Origin of the sequence: Arenibacter nanhaiticus (genome assembly GCF_900141935.1) — a bacterium.
Taxonomy (GTDB): domain Bacteria; phylum Bacteroidota; class Bacteroidia; order Flavobacteriales; family Flavobacteriaceae; genus Arenibacter; species Arenibacter nanhaiticus.
Genome location: NZ_FQYX01000001.1, coordinates 286,784 through 303,549, shown reverse-complemented (window position 1 = coordinate 303,549; position 16,766 = coordinate 286,784). Strand labels below are relative to the sequence as shown.

The following is a 16,766-nucleotide window of genomic DNA, read 5'->3' as shown; positions in this document are numbered from 1 at the left end:
GTTTCCTGCTAATTGTTCATTGAAATCTGCGTTAGGGATTGCAGCGGCATCCTTTTTTAGAGGGCACAGCCCCTAAAAAAGATATAGCGGAAAGCACGACCCGTTAGGGAAACGCCCAAATTTCTACACCTATATATAAGGAGTGCACCTCAACGAGACCTAGGGGCCGCTCCTATATTTTTACCGCCCTGATCCTTTGCGGCGGATTTTACTAAGCACAGCACCGTGCACAGCATGAAATGACGGGAAATAAAAAGGCCCCATAACGAGTATGAGGCCCAAAGATTTTAATTGCATGGCTTGCGATTCCCTTATGCAGGAACTATGCTGTCCATGCTTTTCGGTTTATTTCCATCCGCCACCTAGTGCTGCGTACAAATCTATCACGGATTGCAACTGTCTGTTTTTGGCGTTCACCAGGTCTAGATTGGTATTGAGCACATTTTCTTGAGCCCGCAATACTTCTAGATAATTAGCGAGACCATTGTTCAATAACTCTTGGGAATACTCGGCCGCCAAGGCGTAGGCATCGTATTCTTTCTGTTTGATCGCAATTTTCTCGCTGGCAGTATTAAAGGTAAACATAGCGTCCGACACTTCTTTACTGGCCGTAAGCACTGCCTGCTTAAAGTTTAACCTTGCCTGTTCTTGCTGTACCTTGGCCACCTCGTACTGGGTACGGATCTTCCGGCCGTTTAAAATAGGTTGGGCCAAGCCGCCTACCAGGTTTGCAAAAAGGGAATTCGCACTAAAAAGCTGATCGAACTCTAGGCTTTGGAAACCACCACCTGCCGAAAGGGTCAGGGCTGGATAAAAATTACTCCTTGCCACATTGGTCAGCTCAAAAGTCTGACGCAATTGCAGTTCTGCCGCGATAACATCCGGACGGTTCGCCAATAACTGCGCCGGTACCCCGGCCACCAGTTCGGTTGTAATCTGTTGTTCTTCTAGGGTACCACGTTCTTTATTATTAGGAGACTCCCCCAATAATATGGACAAGGAGTTTTCTAGCAAAAAGGCCTGATTCTTTAGGTCTACCAAAATAGCTTCGGCGGTATATAGTTGTGCCTCTGTTTGCTTTACCCCTACCTGGGTAACCGTACCGGCCTCCATAAGAGCCTTGGTCGTTTCTAGACTATTTCTTCTGGTCGCCACGGTTTCCTGGGTAACCGCAATCTGCTCGTCTACCGTTAGCAATTGGTAATACACCGATGCTATATTGGCAATAAGCCTGGTTTTTACCACTTGGTGCGCGGCAACGGTTTGCAGATAAGAAGCCTGAAAAGCCCTTTTGTTACTGCGGATCTTTCCCCAAACATCGATCTCCCAAGCTAGGTTGCCCGTAAGTTCGTACTGGTCCTGAGAACTTCCCATAAATGCGCTCATTGGACTGTTCTTTGCCAATTCCTGATGGGTATACCTCGCATTGGCAGACAGGGTAGGAAAATAGCCTGCCTTCGCCTGTTTTGCATAGGCCTCGGCAGCAACGATTTGCTGCAGGGCTACGCGGATATCGATATTGTTCTCTAGCCCCCTCTCTATATATTGGGTCAGAACGGGATCTGTAAACAGCTCTCGCCAAGAAACCTCGGCCATGGACAAACTATCTTGCGACAGTTGATCGGTTCTATAGGTAGCCGTTCCCTCGGGAAGGACAGCTTCGTCCGATTGGACGTATTCCTTTGCCGAGAAGCACGATACCAAAAGGACGGGCATACTGGCAATAATGATATATTTTGTTATTCGTGTCGATTTCATCTGCAGATATTTATTGTTTTTTTTTAACGGTCATGCTTCGGCTACGCCCAGTACAGGTATGTAATGCGCATAGCTGAATTCGTCTTTTCGACAAACATTCGGTCATGCTCATTTCATACTATTAGGCTTCTTCAGTAATTTCTACTTCTTGGTTTTTTGGTTTTCTACTCACCTTTTCCTGTAACCATTGGAATAGTATAAACAAGATTGGAATTACGAAAACCCCTAAAATGGTACCTATTAGTAGTCCACCTGCAGCACCTGTACCAATTGCTCGGTTCCCTTCGGCACCTACTCCGGTTGCAAATACCAGTGGCAACAAGCCAAATATAAAGGCAAAGGAAGTCATCAAAATTGGTCGTAACCTAGCCTTTGCTCCATCTACTGCGGAATCAAAAATACTTTCTCCGTTTTTCCTTCGCTGAATAGCAAACTCTACGATCAGAATGGCATTCTTTGCCAAGAGTCCGATCAGCATGATCAGGGCGATCTGGAAATAAATGTTGTTTTCCAAGCCGGCCAATTTGGTCGTTATAAAGGCTCCAAAAATACCCAATGGCAATGAAAACAATACTGTTAACGGCAGCAAGTAACTTTCGTACTGGGCACTTAACAAGAAGTACACAAATACAACTACCAAAATAAGGATTAGGGTTGTTTGGTCACCAGCCTTAATCTCTTCTCTGGTAAGTCCCGAATACGAGGTACTAAAATTAGCAGGGAGCTCTTGAGAAACTTCTTCTACGGCAGCAATAGCATCACCGGTACTGAAACCAGGATTTACGGCCGCAGAAACCTTCGTAGAATTAAATAGGTTGAAACGGGTTACCGATTGCGGTCCAAATACCCTTTCTACACTTACAAACTGCGTAATAGGGGCCATTTCTCCACTTTTGGTCTTCACAAATAAACTGTTTAGGTCTTTAGACTCGGACCTGCTTTCTGGTAACGATTGTATGTACACACGGTATTGTTTCCCGAATCTTGAGAAATCTGCCGCATAAATACCACCGATATACCCTTGCAACGTATTAAATATACTATTGATATTGACACCATAATCCTTTGCCAATGGCACGTTGATATCTAACTTATACTGCGGATACTTGGTACTAAAGGAAGATTGTGCATACTTAAATTCTGGGCGCTGCATCAGTTTCCCAATAAACTCTTGGTTGGCACGGTCCAAATCGCTAAAGTTGCCACCGGTTTTATCTAAGAGGTTCACTTCTATCCCGGCAGCGTTTCCAAATCCTGGAATACTCGGAGGCGAGAAAAATATAATATTAGCATCGGGAATGGTAGCGGCAATACCGAATAGTTTCGCGGTAATGGCCTGCACCGATAGATCGTCGGTCTTTCGATCGTTCCAATTGTCTAATTTAATAAAGCCTAGACCGTAGTTGTTCCCTGCACCGTTAATTAAACTTATTCCGTTAATAAGCGTAACCCCATTAACCCCGGGCAAGTCCTTAACTTTGCTATAAATTTCACGGTTTACCTCGGCAGTCCTATCTACAGATGCCCCTGGAGGCAATTCTACGTTGATAAATACCAACCCTCTATCCTCATCGGGTACAAATCCGGATGGAGTGGTGTTCGCTACCCAAACAATTCCAACTACAGAGCCTATAAGAATTAGTCCGGTGACCCATTTGTTCTTGTACAAGAAGCCCAATGACTGCCCATAGCGTCTTATCGTTGCATCGAAACCAGCGTTAAAGGCTGTATAGAATCGTTGTAGATAGGTTTTTTTCTTTTCTTCCTCACTATGCGGTTTTAGCAAAAGCGCACATAAGGCCGGACTCAAGGTAAGCGCGTTCACGGCCGATATAAGGATGGCCACGATAAGGGTGACCCCAAATTGCTCATAAAAAACTCCGGTAGGACCGGTAATAAAAGTAACGGGTACAAATACGGCAGCCATCACCAATGTAATAGAAACAATAGCTCCGGAAATTTCGCTCATGGCCCCAATGGTAGCCTTTTCTATATCCTTGGCTCCTTCGTCTATCTTGGCATGTACCGCCTCAACAACTACAATAGCATCATCGACTACAATACCAATGGCCAATAACAGGGCGAAAAGCGTCAATAGGTTTATAGAATACCCAAATAGGTTTAGGAAAAAGAAGGTTCCTATAATAGATACCGGAACCGCAATGGCCGGAATTAAGGTAGACCTAAAGTCTTGCAAGAAAACAAACACTACTATAAAGACCAATATAAAGGCCTCTATTAAGGTATGGGTAACTTTTTCTACAGAGGCATTTAAGAATTCGTTGGTATCATAAGGAATTACTACGTCTACCCCCTCTGGAAAATCCTTTTTTAGAACTTCCAATTCGGCCTTGACATTTTCGATAATCTTTTGTGCATCGGAACCAGGGGTCTGGTAAATGGCCAGGGCCACACTAGGGTGCCCATCGGTATTGGCACTAGTAGCGTAGGACTGTGCATCCAATTCAATTTTTGCAACATCTTTTAGGCGCAAATATTCCCCATCGCCCAAGGCTTTTACGACAATATTGCCATATTGCTCTTCGGTACGGTAACGACCGTCGTACGTAATTACATAGGAGAAAGCCTCGCCATCGTTTTCACCGAATGTACCTGCGGCAGCTTCCTGGCTCTGTTCGTTTATGGCAGCGGTAACATCGGAAGGCGACAAACCATAGGCAGCCATTTTGTTGGGCTGCAACCAAACACGCATGGCGTAGTCCTTGCTTCCAAATACATTTACATCACCAACCCCTTCTACTCGTTGAAAGGCAGGAACGACATTAATTTTTAGATAATTCTGCAAGAAAACATCGTTATAATCTTCCGAAGTACTGAAAAAACTAAGGAACATTAAGGCGCTGGTCTGTTGCTTTTGGGTAAGTACCCCCGTTTGCCTTACTGCCTGTGGCAATAAGGGATTGGCACGGGCAACACGGTTTTGTACGTTTACCGCAGCAATATCCGGATCGACATCCTGATTAAAATATACGGTGATGGCAGCAGTTCCGTTATTGGTAGCTGTAGAGGTAAGATAGGTCATTCCCTCTACCCCATTAATTTGTTCTTCGATTGGAATAATAACACTTTCCAAAATGGTCGCCGCGGAGGCGCCAGGATAACTGGCCGTTACCTGAATGGTAGGTGGGGCAATATCCGGATATTGGGTTACCGAAAGGGATCGTAATCCCAATACTCCCAAAATCACAATTATAATTGAGATCACCGTAGATAATACGGGACGCGTGATAAAAGTCTTAAGCATCGTTTCTTACTATTTGTTGATTATTGAAACTCCGTTTTTATAAGCTGGGTCGTTCCTGCAAAGTCTATCTTTTGAGGGGTGATAGCACTTCCATTTCTAAGCTTTCCTACGCCTTTAGAAACAATAGTAGCCCCTTTTGGCAACCCTGATTCTAACACAAATAGGTTGTCTACACTTGCCTTTATGGTAATAGGCTGTGCCGATACGGTGTTGTCTTCCAAAACAGTATATAAGAATCTCGTTCCTTGTTGTTCAAAAGTAGCCTCCTGGGGCACCACGATGGCATTTTCGTATACCGAAGGAACTTTTATAGTGCCACTATTTCCATTGTTCAACATTCCATTAGAATTGTCAAAAAGGGCCCTGAAGGTAATCGTTCCCGTATTGGGGTTTATCTGAGAGTTAATGGTTTCTATGATCCCCTTTTGGTCGTATTCCTTCCCATTGGCCAAAACCAAGCTTACCTCCGGAAAATTGGCGATTTTTTCTTCTTTGCTAGTTCCCGATGCATTTTGTATAAAGTTCAGATATTCTTTTTCATTCATGGAAAAAAAGGCGTATACCTTACTGGTATTGGATACCACGGTAAGCGGATTTTGGTTCGTCGGACTCACCAATGCTCCGGTACGCATGCGTATTGTACCCACATAACCATCTACCGGACTTACAATAGTACCATAGCCTATATTGGCGGCAATACTGTTATAACTACTCCTCGCCTGTTGTAGTTTTGCCTTGGCCGTTTCTAATTGCACCTGACTGATAATGTTTTTTGCAACCAATGGCTTTAGCTTGTCTACTTCTACCTGGGCAGCATTCACATTCGCTTTTGCGGCCGCTGCATCTTGACTCATAGATTGGGTCTCTAGTTTAAAAAGAGGCTGTCCTTTGCGTACCTTTTCTCCCTCATCTACCAATACTTCGGTGATATAACCTGTTATTTTTGCACGGACCTCACTATTTACAATACCTTCTATATTCGTTGGGTAGGTGGTAAACGATGTTACCGTTTGGGTAGGCACAGAAATCACCGGGAATGGCAAGGCTGGCCTAGCAGCTGATGAGTTTTGCGCATTCTTATCGTCCCCACAGGAAAGGATAAAGAAAGCCGCTAATAATAAAGATGAATAATTAATGATTCTTTTCATTTGTAGATATTTAATGGTTTTTAAAGGTCTTATGAAATCCGCATTTCATTTTTCGGAGTTGTGAACAATTTATGCTCCTTTCATAATAATGGGGTACTTAAGATTGCTTTTGAAAATTTTTGACTCCTTCTATAGTGGTCTTAATCTTTTCTCGCTGTTCGGTCAAATATTCTTGAAATAAGATTCCAACCGAATTTTCATTTTTAAACTTTTGGGGATTGTATTCCTTATTATAGGCATTGATCTTTTTAACCATATCCAATTCCCTTTCTATCAGTTTCTCATACTGCTCCATGGCATTTCTTACATAATATTTCGTTGTTCTAAAATGACGTTTCCGATCGCCCGGCCTGGTATAGTACTCCACATAGTGAAGTTGCACTAATATGTTTAGGTTATTAGACACAGAGCTTTTACTAGCTTGGGTAATCGCTATAATCTCTTCAAACAACAACCCTTCATAACAGGACAGAATCAGCGCAGCGTAGATTCTTGCAGCCAGAGGTGTCAGATCTGCCCGCTCCTCTAGGGCCACCCCCATTTCCTCGATCAGTATTCTTTTTTCCTCGTATTTGTCCTGCATTACTTTTTAATTTGGATGCAAATATACGGTTAGTTCGGAACGATACGAACCAATAATATTTAAATATTTGTTAAAAGAAATTATGCACTTTTAAATAAGGCAAATAGGTAGATAATATGGGGTTTAAGACAGGTTTAAATAAGGAGAACGCTATAGTGCTACATCGAAATAAGTAGGAATTATACGGAGTACTCTTTCGAAAGCCAGACGGTTTTTGCCGCAATAATAAGTTGGCTATTATATAATATGACATTGGGGTGTTGGGCGTTCCCCTATCGGGTCGGGCTTTTTGCTGTATCTTTTTTAAAGGCCTTTTGGACCTCTAAAAAAGGATGCCGCTGCAATCCCTAACGCTGAAATCAGGGGGCAGTGGGCATGAATCGGTGAACAGTGAAAGCAGTGATCGGTGAATAGCACCTCCCACGCCAAAGTGCGGGACTACCGGGCGATATGACTTATGCTAATTAAAGAACAATTACAGTTTTAAAATTATGATAGTTAATTAAACAGGTCCACGGCACACAACAAAAAAAGCAGTTGCCGTCGGCAACTGCTTTTTAAAATATGTATCACTAGAATCTTTAATCCAGGGCCTGTTCTCCACCGCCATTCACAGTGCTACCAACTGACATAATCGCCACAAACTAAAGACATTCATTTCAAAAACTTTTTTAAACTACGACATTTCTATATGACTCGGGTTTTCCCTCCCGGCACCACCCCCGCCAATATTATTGACCAATATGTTTATTTGCCCTTAAGCCGCGATGGTTTTATCTACCAGGTTTGCCGGCGCCTCATCTTTGGGAGCGTCGCAATCTATGGCAATTGCTTTTCCGTCTTCTGCCACAATTTCTTGAGCGGCCTGTTGTGCTGCTTCCATATTGAAATCGGAAACCACCACTTGGGCTCCGTAAGCGGCCAGTATTTTACAACTTGCCTTTCCGATTCCGTTGCCACCACAGGTTACGATGGCTGTTTCCCCATTTAAGTCAAAAAATTTAGAAGTATTCATAGAAAAGGTCTTAAAGTAGTATGTAAAAAACCTACTCTTGAATCTTATTTAGGTATTTATAAAACCTCTAATGCGTTTTTTTGATAGGCCCATACCTATGTTAGCCCTATTGCCTAGGGCTATTCCATATAAACTGCTTCAAAAACAGCTAAAGGAGCCCTTCTTCCCACATTCAGCATCAAGGTATCTCCGTGAATAGTATAGTTATCGGCCAATTCAAATATTTGTAAAAATTCTGACTCGTTAAAATCCACATCCGGACATGCCATCATGGTTGTCATTACATTTGAAAAGCGAATACGGTTTCCTTCTTCCAAAGTAAATGTCCCCCCAAAAGAATTACAGCCTGCGAAACCAGCAACCCTGTTTTCTGCCCCGTTTAGCCTAAAAAAGATTTCTTTCTCCTGGTTTTCGGCCATTACCACGTCTTTCCCTTCTAGCGTCTTTAGTTTCCAATATTTTTCGGTGATTTCGTTGGTTGGGATTGTCTTTTTAGTAAAAATTGCCAATGGCGCTCTTCTCCCCACACTCAACATGATGGCATCACCATTCAAAGTGTAGTTATCTACCATTTCCAAAACCTTGAGCACTTCGGATTCATTTACTTTAGCATCTGGACACGCCATACGCGTCACGGCCAATTTTTCGAACCGAATTCTGTTTCCAGGTTGCAAAACATAAGAACCATTTACGATATTGCAACCAAAAAAACCATTTATGGTATTGTCTTTGCTATTCAGTACAAAGTGAAGTTCTTCTCCATTTTGGTTGGCCCCTACTGTAGCCCCCTCAAGAACCGTCAATACCCATTTGGTATCGGTGATTGCTTCCTTGGAAAATACTTCTTCTTGGATTAGCTGTTTAGCAGAATTACAACTCACGGCAGTAATGGCCAGCAGTATAAAAGTAGCGAATTGTGTTTTCATATCTCTTGTTACTTTAGTTTAGAATTTTTCTACAAACAAAAATACTGTTTTGTTCACAATGTTACGAACCAAAAAAAATGCAAAGTTTCCTTAAATATTCTTTACCAACGCATAATTTACTGAAATTATGCCTGTTACACCTCTTCGTTTTCTTTATACTCGTCTAGTTCCACAAGGGTATTCCTAATGAGTTCTTGGTGTGCTTTTAAGTATTTTTGAATAATCTTTCCGAGTGACTTCTCGTGGTTAAACTTTTCGGGATAATGCACTTCATTAAAGGCTATGATCTTATCAATCAGACCAATTTCACTCCCTATGGATTCTTCGTGCTGTTTTAAAAAATTTATCTGGAAGTACTTAGACCCCTTAAAATATCTTTTTCTATCCCCAGGTTTGGTGTAGTACTCTATATGTTTCAGCTGTAAAAGCACGTTTATATTTATCGAGGTAGAACTCTTACTAGCGCCAATAATCTCTCTTATTTCCTCGAAGGTTAGCCCACCATAAGAGGACGATAGTATCAATAAGGCATAGATTCTGGCGGCCAAGGGCGATATTCCCATTCGCTCTTCCATGGCAAGACCTATTTCTTCTATAAGTTGTTTTTTATCGTCTGATACATTATTCATTATGGCACTTCGTTTTTAAAAAAAGTAGTAAAAATTTGTAGTACAAACATACGCAACTTCCCTGTTTTAAATAGATGTTTCATGTCTGAACTTATCTTAAAAATGTTGTAGAAAACCAATAAGCCACCCAACATGGTACTAAAAGTTAGGGCTCTCCTTTATCAGTCCCTCACCCATTCGATTATACCCCCTATGATTTTTAAATTGGGAGCATATTGTTTTATTTGGTACATTGTGACGCTATTTACAATAAAAATATAACAAACTATCGATAGTATGCAAGTACGTGAAAAGTTTCTAGTAATCTCGGCACTAACCCTAGTGGTCATTACGGGTATTGCTTTCTTTTGGTCCCCTATTTTATGGGGCTTCTTATTGGCAGGGCCTTTGGTCTTCATGGGGCTTTTTGATATTTTTCAGAAGAAACATACCATACGGCGAAACTTCCCTTTAATTGGCCGATTTAGGTATGTATTAGAGTCTATCCGTCCGGAAATAATGCAATACTTTGTAGAGACCGATACCCAAGGAAGGCCATTGAACCGAATTTTAAGGTCTTTGGTATATCGCAGGGCCAAAGGCACCACGGACACCGAGCCCTTTGGTACCCAAATGGATATCTACCATTCGGGATACGAATGGATGGAACACTCTATGTACGCCAAAAACAATCCCAAGGAAATTGGTAAGTTCCCGCGTTTGGTCATTGGCGGCAAAGATTGTAAGCAACCGTATTCTTCGAGTCTCCTGAATATTTCTGCGATGAGTTTTGGCTCCTTGAGCAAGAACGCCATTCTGGCGATGAACAAAGGGGCGAAAATGGGAAACTTTGCCCATAATACCGGGGAGGGCGGCATTAGCGATTACCATTTAGAGCACGGCGGGGATTTGATATGGCAGATAGGAACCGGGTATTTTGGCTGTAGAAACGATGACGGCACCTTTAACCCCACCACTTTTAGGGAAAATGCCCTACGCCCACAGGTAAAAATGATAGAAATAAAATTGTCCCAGGGAGCCAAGCCCGGACATGGGGGAATTTTACCGGCGACTAAAAATACCGAGGAAATTGCCAAGATCAGACATATAAAACCCCATATCGCGGTGCATTCCCCACCGTCGCACTCCGCTTTTTCCAACCCAATACAATTCATGTACTTTATTCACAAACTGCGGGAACTGTCCGATGGAAAACCTATTGGCTTTAAACTGTGCATCGGCCGTAAACAGGAATTCATGGATTTTTGTGAGGCTATGATCCACACAGGAATCCGCCCCGATTTTATTACCGTAGACGGCGGTGAAGGCGGTACCGGTGCCGCACCGGTAGAATTCTCCAACAGTATGGGAATGCCGCTGAGAGAAGGACTGATTTTTGTCCACGATACCTTGGTAGGGTTTGGACTTAGAGATGAGATAAAAGTTATTGTGGCCGGGAAGATCATCAGCGGTTTCCATATGGCCAGGGCCATTGCCCTGGGCGCAGACGGTTGTAATAGTGCCAGGGCCATCATGTTGTCCGTTGGCTGTATCCAAGCCTTAAAATGTAATACCAATGATTGCCCAGTTGGAGTGGCCACGCAAAAGAAATCACTGGTAAAAGGCCTTGTGGTAGAAGATAAAGCGCCTAGGGTGAAAAATTACCACGAAGCTACCATCCACAGTTTCCTGGAGCTGGTCGCCGCTGCCGGACTCAATGGTCCACACGAACTGACCCGTAACCATATTAGCAAAAGGGTAGGCATGTATAATGTAAAGACCTATGACGAGATTTATCCTTATATAAAAGAAGGCTCCTTACTGCATACGGCCACTATCCCCGATAGTTATCAGCGATTCTATCAGCTAACCAGAATCATGTAATACACAAAGTAAATACAGGAAACAATAAACGGTGAACAGTATCTCCCCCGCCAGATCGGGGGATTTGCCCCCTAATATGACTTTTACCAACTATATAACGCAACAAATATTAAGGCTCAGTAAATTAGCAATGCACTTTGTTATGGCTCCTACCAATGAAGGTTTGGTCATATACGAGTAATCGGTCAACATTCATCTGGGAACTGCCTTGTAACATTTACAAATTGTTTAATTGTTACATAGGCTCATTTTCAGAGCCCTAATATCCTCTCTTGAAATCATGGTTCCCAATTCCTATTAGCCTTCCCCTTAATTACGACATTTTCTCATTGATTCATTGTTACATTAAATTCGCGTTAGGGACCGCGGCGGCATCCCCGCAGCGAAGCAAGGGATATAGCCAAGGGCCCGCCCGACGCAGGAGGGAACGCCCAAAAAAAATATTCGATATCCAGAATGTAAATTTTCGCTTTAAGAAAGTACTGTTAAAAAGGGCAATCTCGTGGTTGAAGCTTTTAAAATAAAATACTTTTGTGCTTCATTTTAAAAGGCCAACCGCCGAATAGGACTGTTTTGAAAGCAACGATTACCCGTATACTCCCTTTTTCTTTACTAGCAGTGGTACATGCTTTGTTTATTTCGGCCATTTTTATGGATAGGACAACCATCCATACTGTCCTCTGTATCCTATTTATTATTCTCTTTTTTACCATTCTGGCCCACCCCAAGCTTCCGATATTTCATAGAAAAGCCCTTATAACCGATCTATCTACGGCCGCCTTAGTGGTCTTAGGGGCAGTACTTACTTATTCCATACAGCTTTATTGGTCTCCAGGCCCTGTTTTGGCCGCCGCTATGGTAGGGACTATCGCTTCTTTTCTTCCTTCCATAAACAAAAAGAGCCGTCTTTTGCAGTTGTCCCCCGCGGCCATTTATTGTGGCTGTTTTGTAGGCATGTCTCACAAAAGCATTGCGGCAGACTATGTGTTTATTATCGTAGCGGGAATACTATCGGGACTTGTTTTAGTAATGACCAGGAATGTTTTTCAGGGGGTTAGCGGCAAACTGGGCAGCATCGCCTTTGGGGGCGTAAGCCTAGCCGCTTTTGTAATGTATATGCTAATAGAATGGTAGTAGAAAATAGTATCCTTATTCTCTCTGGCACCCTGGGGGCCGTATTGGCTTTTGTCCTCAGCAACAAGTTAAACCAAGGCCCGGTGAGGGCTTCTGCCATGCTTAGCTTAGTGGTAGCCGGATTTTTTTATCTTTTCCCCAAACTACTATCGCCACACCTTACCCAAAACATTCCCCTTCTATTCTTTGGGGGTACTTTTATTGGGATGGCCTCGTCCAAGATCGTATCGAGTTACCGATTTATAGGGATTACGGGAATGGTATTCTCGCTTTTCTTCCTTTATGCCAGTAGTTATTTTGAGGGGTATGGCGGTGCCTTGGGCACGGCAGGCTGCATTTCGTTCCTAGTGACCTTCGCTGTTCACAAAATTACCCGCAAACGGAAAATTGCCTACGCCAAGGTATACCTGCGTCGATACACGCCCATAAACTACCGCAAAAAATAGTGATTTAGGCGGGTACCGATTTGGTAAGCCTATTCACCACTAGGGCAATGGCACCATCGCCGGTGACATTACAAGCCGTACCAAAACTATCCATAGCAATATACAAGGCAATCATAAGCCCTTGCATCTCCGCATCGAAGCCTAACATGGATTGCAATATCCCTACAGCGGCCATAATCGCTCCCCCAGGAACCCCAGGTGCCGCTATCATCGCAACTCCAAGCATCAAGATAAATCCGGCAAACAAGGTAAAGGTAAAGGGAATGCCCTGTAAAATCATTAATGCCATGGCACAGGCGGTAATTTTCATAATACTACCCGAAAGGTGAATGGTAGCACAAAGCGGCACTACAAATCCAGATATTTTATCGGATACCCCGTTCTTTAATGTCTGCTCTAAGGTTACCGGGATGGTTGCTGCCGAGGACTGTGTTCCCAAAGCCGTAAAATAGGCCGGCATCATAGTGGCCAACAAACGCACGGGATTCTTTTTCGTAAGCAATCCGGCGATACTGTATTGCAACAACAACAATAAGACATGTAGGGCAAAAATGACCCCTATGATGGTGACAAAGACCGATAGTACCGAAAAAACTGTTCCGTTATAGGCCATACTGGCAAAAATTCCTAAAATATAAAACGGCAAAAGCGGTACGATGACCTTTTCGATTAGCTGCATGATAATGAGCTGAAAATCTTTTACCATATTTCCTAAGGACGATTTCTCTTGATAAGATAATCCCAAACCAATCACGAAAGCCAGTACCAAGGCCGTCATCACATCGATAGCAGGTGGAATATTGATACTAAAATAAGGCAGAAGTTCTTTGCCAGAATCGGCTATGGCAGCGGCATTATTGGCATGCGACTCCAAGAGGGCCGGGAAAATTTCGGAGGCCGTAAAGTAGGTCATAAATCCAGAAAAAAGTGTAGACCCGTAGGCTATAGCAGCGGTTAACAACAACAGCTTTCCCGCTCCCTTGCCAAGATCTGATATCGCGGGCATAATAAGCCCCATAATAATCAACGGAATGGAGAAGTTTAGAAATTGGCCAAAGAACGCGTTAAAGGTGGCAAATACCCTGCTCACCGATTCTGGCAAAACGAGTCCAAAAATGATTCCCAAAACAATGGCTAAAAAGACTTTAAATAGTAGGTTTGAAAAAAGACGTTTCATTTGTAATTTATGCGATATAATTTGAAAAAGAGTTTAAAAAGTAGCTTTTTCCGCTTTTCCGAGAGGGCCGTCAAGGTAAAAGGCCCTATTGGCCCCTACTCTGCTACCACCAAAACACCTAAATGTCCTCTATTACGAGTTAAAGCGATGTTTTACTTTTTAAAATCCCTTCTTACTAAGTAAGTTCGCTAAGATACATTCTATCATACAGAAATTGTTCCTAAAATATTACTATTCTAAAATTTAACACTTTTGTATTGCCATTGAAAAGGGACAGATTGCCATGCACCCCTCGTAATGAGGGTTCATTCTAGTACAGATTGCTAGACAGATTACCACGCTTCACTGCGTTTCGCAGGCAATGACCAATAGAAAAAAAAAGAGCTACACTTTCGTGTAACTCTTTGTAAAGATTTCTGCTGTATGAGAAGAGATAGATTTTTAAGGTGCTACCGCTACTTTTTAAATATTATTAATTACTCTGTAACACTCTCACTAAGCACTTCTTGTTTTTCGCGGAATTTAGGATTGACATAGAGTTTTCCTTGTTTCAGTTTTTCCCAGTATACCTTCATATCGGCACTTATCTCGGGCGACAGAATATAGAGTCCAATAATATTGGGAAATGACATGGCTAGGATCATCATATCTGCAAAGCTCAATACAGCCCCAAGGCTTACAGAAGCCCCTAATACCACAAATACCAAATACAGCACTTTATATACCATCTCCAATTTTTTGCTACGGCCAAATAAGTAGGTCCACGAACGCATTCCGTAATAAGACCAAGATACCATCGTAGAAAATGCAAACAACAATACCGCCACGGCTAGCACCATAGGGAACCAAGAAACCACGCTTCCAAATGCATCGGAGGTGAGCTCTACCCCTCCCAGGCCGTATACTTCGTGCTTCCCTGTAAAAATCAACACCAAAGCCGTCATGGAACACACTAACATCGTATCTATAAAAGGTTCTACCAAGGAGGTAAACCCATCAGCGATGGGATTGTTGGTCTTTGAGGCGCTATGGGCAATTGCTGCGGAACCAACCCCCGCCTCACTGGAAAAGGCTGCTCGTTGCAACCCTATGATCAACACCCCAATAAATCCACCTTTTAAGGCTTGGGCAGAAAAGGCCCCATCAATAATAGAACGTAATGCCCATCCAATATTTTCTATATTCGTCCCTATGACCACCAAACAGCCCAACACATATAGGATTGCCATAAATGGCACTACTTTCTCCGTAACCTTGGCAATACTTTTTATACCGCCAATGATGACCATCCCCACTAGGAAGGCAAACCCAACTCCAAACCAAAAACCGTGTTCTTGTAAAAAAGGAAGCTGTTCGGATACTATTTTAAATGCTTGGTTGGATTGCAGCATATTGCCCCCGCCAAAAGAAGCACCGATTCCCAACATAGCAAAAAGCGCCGCAAGAAATTTCCCGAGCTTTTTATAGTTTCGTTTTTCCAATCCATAGCGCAAATAATTCATCGGTCCGCCAAAAATCCGCCCCTCCTCATCGATAAAACGATATTTTACCCCCAAGGTACATTCTGCAAACTTTAGGGACATCGCAAAGAATCCGGCGGTAAACATCCAAAATGTTGCCCCTGCCCCTCCTAGGGAGATCGCTACGGCCACCCCTGCAATATTACCTAAGCCTACGGTTGCCGATGTAGCGGTTGCCATCGCTTGAAAATGCGTTATCGTACCAGGAGCATTGGGGTCGTCATATTTCCCTTTTGCCAAATCTATGGAGTGTAAAAACCCTCTTATATTAATAAACTTTAGTCGAAATGTAAAGAATATACTTCCTAGAATTAACCAGATGACGATGAAGGGAATCGTAGTGGTTTTTATATCCCCATTAGGGTAATATAATGGTCGCGGCGTCTCATATTGTATCTCAGCTATCTGAATAGCACTCATGGAAAGTCCATCTCTAGTATCAGCAATAAGAGTCCCTTCCTTTACTAGGTGCTTTAAACTTCCTTCTGCGGTGGCAACCACAAGTATTTCATCATCATTATCACCCTTCAGAAGAGCCACTTTCTGCCCTTTTTCTACGGTCTCCCCTTCAACCACCAACCATTGTTCCAAGGTATAATTTTTATTGGCAGCTTCCTCTAAAGGGACCATTACCGTGCTTTTATCACTATAAACCACCGGGTCATAAACTCCTATAGCCTCAAAGGGGTCCCAAAACAAAATAGCGCCCAAATAGTCTACTGCCGGCTGTACGTTGCTATTAAATATCTCCGTGATGGATTTTGCCGGAATAGTAAATGTTTTAGAAATGGTATTCCCATCCGCATCCGTGATACTAACGGCATGTTCCATACCTTCTATCAATCCGGTAGCGCTATTTGCGTCCAATGCCGTCTGGGGATCACTCCATTTGTACTTATAAGGTGCTTTGCCCCCTGTAACCTTTACCTCCGCTATTCCGTTGTTGATTTCCTTGGATGGATTGGTAAGAGCGATATCTACTACCAATTGGCTGACTGAGCTAACCCGGTCCTGTGCCATAACGATAGTAGTAAATAAAGAGATTAATAAAGTGGGGAAAAGTCTTGTTTTGAACATCAAATATCTTTTTCTTTTTCGTTTTAAATTTAAAAATCCCCAATTTAACGATAAGAATAAGGCTTCCCAAGGGATTGGACATATTTCTCTAGGAGATCCCTAGCAAAAACGGCTGTGAAAGCAGGGTGTTTACCCCTTAATTTTTTAGTCAAGACACCCTCCTTCTCTACCCAATATTTAAGGACCAGCTACGATTATAATAGCCAAGGAAATAGGAGGCGATAT

The 16,766-nt window shown here is 42.7% G+C and carries 12 protein-coding genes; 3 read left to right on the top strand and 9 right to left on the bottom strand.

Going from position 1 to position 16,766, the window contains the following annotated elements:
* Positions 1–345 precede the first annotated feature (345 nt).
* The 7 genes from BUA16_RS01295 to BUA16_RS01265 form a co-directional block, all read right to left on the bottom strand.
* Positions 346–1,758 carry an efflux transporter outer membrane subunit gene (locus BUA16_RS01295; RefSeq protein WP_072762823.1) on the bottom strand — a complete coding sequence of 471 codons (1,413 nt, stop codon included), beginning with the start codon at positions 1,756–1,758 and terminating at the stop codon, positions 346–348.
* Between the two features lie 121 nt (positions 1,759–1,879).
* Positions 1,880–5,023, bottom strand: coding sequence for an efflux RND transporter permease subunit (locus BUA16_RS01290; protein ID WP_072762822.1), 3,144 nt, complete (start codon positions 5,021–5,023; stop codon positions 1,880–1,882).
* A gap of 20 nt (positions 5,024–5,043) precedes the next feature.
* On the bottom strand, positions 5,044–6,171 hold the full coding sequence (locus BUA16_RS01285; protein WP_072762821.1) for an efflux RND transporter periplasmic adaptor subunit: 1,128 nt from the start codon (positions 6,169–6,171) through the stop codon (positions 5,044–5,046).
* Between the two features lie 97 nt (positions 6,172–6,268).
* A complete protein-coding gene (locus BUA16_RS01280; RefSeq protein ID WP_072762820.1) occupies positions 6,269–6,754 on the bottom strand; it encodes a GbsR/MarR family transcriptional regulator in 486 nt (161 codons plus the stop codon).
* A 757-nt stretch (positions 6,755–7,511) separates the two neighbouring features.
* On the bottom strand, positions 7,512–7,769 hold the full coding sequence (locus tag BUA16_RS18895) for an SDR family NAD(P)-dependent oxidoreductase (RefSeq protein ID WP_072762819.1): 258 nt from the start codon (positions 7,767–7,769) through the stop codon (positions 7,512–7,514).
* A gap of 119 nt (positions 7,770–7,888) precedes the next feature.
* Complete coding sequence (locus BUA16_RS01270; protein ID WP_072762818.1) at positions 7,889–8,695, bottom strand: META domain-containing protein; 807 nt, start codon at positions 8,693–8,695, stop codon at positions 7,889–7,891.
* A 134-nt stretch (positions 8,696–8,829) separates the two neighbouring features.
* Positions 8,830–9,324: a GbsR/MarR family transcriptional regulator gene (locus BUA16_RS01265; RefSeq protein ID WP_072762817.1), complete on the bottom strand. Its 495-nt coding sequence runs from the start codon at positions 9,322–9,324 to the stop codon at positions 8,830–8,832.
* Between the two features lie 276 nt (positions 9,325–9,600).
* Here BUA16_RS01265 and BUA16_RS01260 point away from each other — a divergent pair, with 276 nt between their 5' ends.
* The 3 genes from BUA16_RS01260 to BUA16_RS01250 all read left to right on the top strand — a co-directional run bounded on the left by BUA16_RS01260 (position 9,601) and on the right by BUA16_RS01250 (position 12,767).
* Positions 9,601–11,187, top strand: a complete 1,587-nt coding sequence (locus tag BUA16_RS01260) for an FMN-binding glutamate synthase family protein (protein WP_072762816.1) — start codon at positions 9,601–9,603, stop codon at positions 11,185–11,187.
* Positions 11,188–11,760: 573 nt separating this feature from the next.
* Positions 11,761–12,321: a hypothetical protein gene (locus tag BUA16_RS01255; RefSeq protein ID WP_084668380.1), complete on the top strand. Its 561-nt coding sequence runs from the start codon at positions 11,761–11,763 to the stop codon at positions 12,319–12,321.
* Positions 12,315–12,767, top strand: coding sequence for a hypothetical protein (locus tag BUA16_RS01250; RefSeq protein ID WP_072762815.1), 453 nt, complete (start codon positions 12,315–12,317; stop codon positions 12,765–12,767). The genes BUA16_RS01255 and BUA16_RS01250 overlap by 7 nt, the downstream gene beginning before the upstream one ends.
* A 4-nt stretch (positions 12,768–12,771) precedes the next feature.
* Here BUA16_RS01250 and BUA16_RS01245 read toward each other — a convergent pair whose 3' ends face one another.
* Together BUA16_RS01245 and BUA16_RS01240 are read right to left on the bottom strand one after the other, a co-directional pair.
* The gene (locus tag BUA16_RS01245) at positions 12,772–13,944 is read right to left on the bottom strand and encodes a dicarboxylate/amino acid:cation symporter (protein WP_072762814.1); all 1,173 of its coding nucleotides are present in this window, start codon (positions 13,942–13,944) and stop codon (positions 12,772–12,774) included.
* A gap of 476 nt (positions 13,945–14,420) precedes the next feature.
* Complete coding sequence (locus BUA16_RS01240) at positions 14,421–16,484, bottom strand: amino acid carrier protein (protein WP_245795495.1); 2,064 nt, start codon at positions 16,482–16,484, stop codon at positions 14,421–14,423.
* Between the last annotated feature and the right edge of the window lie 282 nt (positions 16,485–16,766).

What these genes read in the sequence shown, in the direction of transcription:
- BUA16_RS01280 (WP_072762820.1), bottom strand. Translation starts at nt 6,754, where the DNA reads ATGCAGGACAAATACGAGGAAAAAAGAATACTGATCGAGGAAATGGGG.
- BUA16_RS01245 (WP_072762814.1), bottom strand. Translation starts at nt 13,944, where the DNA reads ATGAAACGTCTTTTTTCAAACCTACTATTTAAAGTCTTTTTAGCCATT.
- BUA16_RS01250 (WP_072762815.1), top strand. Translation starts at nt 12,315, where the DNA reads ATGGTAGTAGAAAATAGTATCCTTATTCTCTCTGGCACCCTGGGGGCC.
- BUA16_RS01270 (WP_072762818.1), bottom strand. Translation starts at nt 8,695, where the DNA reads ATGAAAACACAATTCGCTACTTTTATACTGCTGGCCATTACTGCCGTG.
- BUA16_RS01295 (WP_072762823.1), bottom strand. Translation starts at nt 1,758, where the DNA reads ATGAAATCGACACGAATAACAAAATATATCATTATTGCCAGTATGCCC.
- BUA16_RS01260 (WP_072762816.1), top strand. Translation starts at nt 9,601, where the DNA reads ATGCAAGTACGTGAAAAGTTTCTAGTAATCTCGGCACTAACCCTAGTG.
- BUA16_RS01290 (WP_072762822.1), bottom strand. Translation starts at nt 5,023, where the DNA reads ATGCTTAAGACTTTTATCACGCGTCCCGTATTATCTACGGTGATCTCA.
- BUA16_RS01285 (WP_072762821.1), bottom strand. Translation starts at nt 6,171, where the DNA reads ATGAAAAGAATCATTAATTATTCATCTTTATTATTAGCGGCTTTCTTT.
- BUA16_RS01240 (WP_245795495.1), bottom strand. Translation starts at nt 16,484, where the DNA reads ATGGCACAGGACCGGGTTAGCTCAGTCAGCCAATTGGTAGTAGATATC.
- BUA16_RS01265 (WP_072762817.1), bottom strand. Translation starts at nt 9,324, where the DNA reads ATGAATAATGTATCAGACGATAAAAAACAACTTATAGAAGAAATAGGT.
- BUA16_RS18895 (WP_072762819.1), bottom strand. Translation starts at nt 7,769, where the DNA reads ATGAATACTTCTAAATTTTTTGACTTAAATGGGGAAACAGCCATCGTA.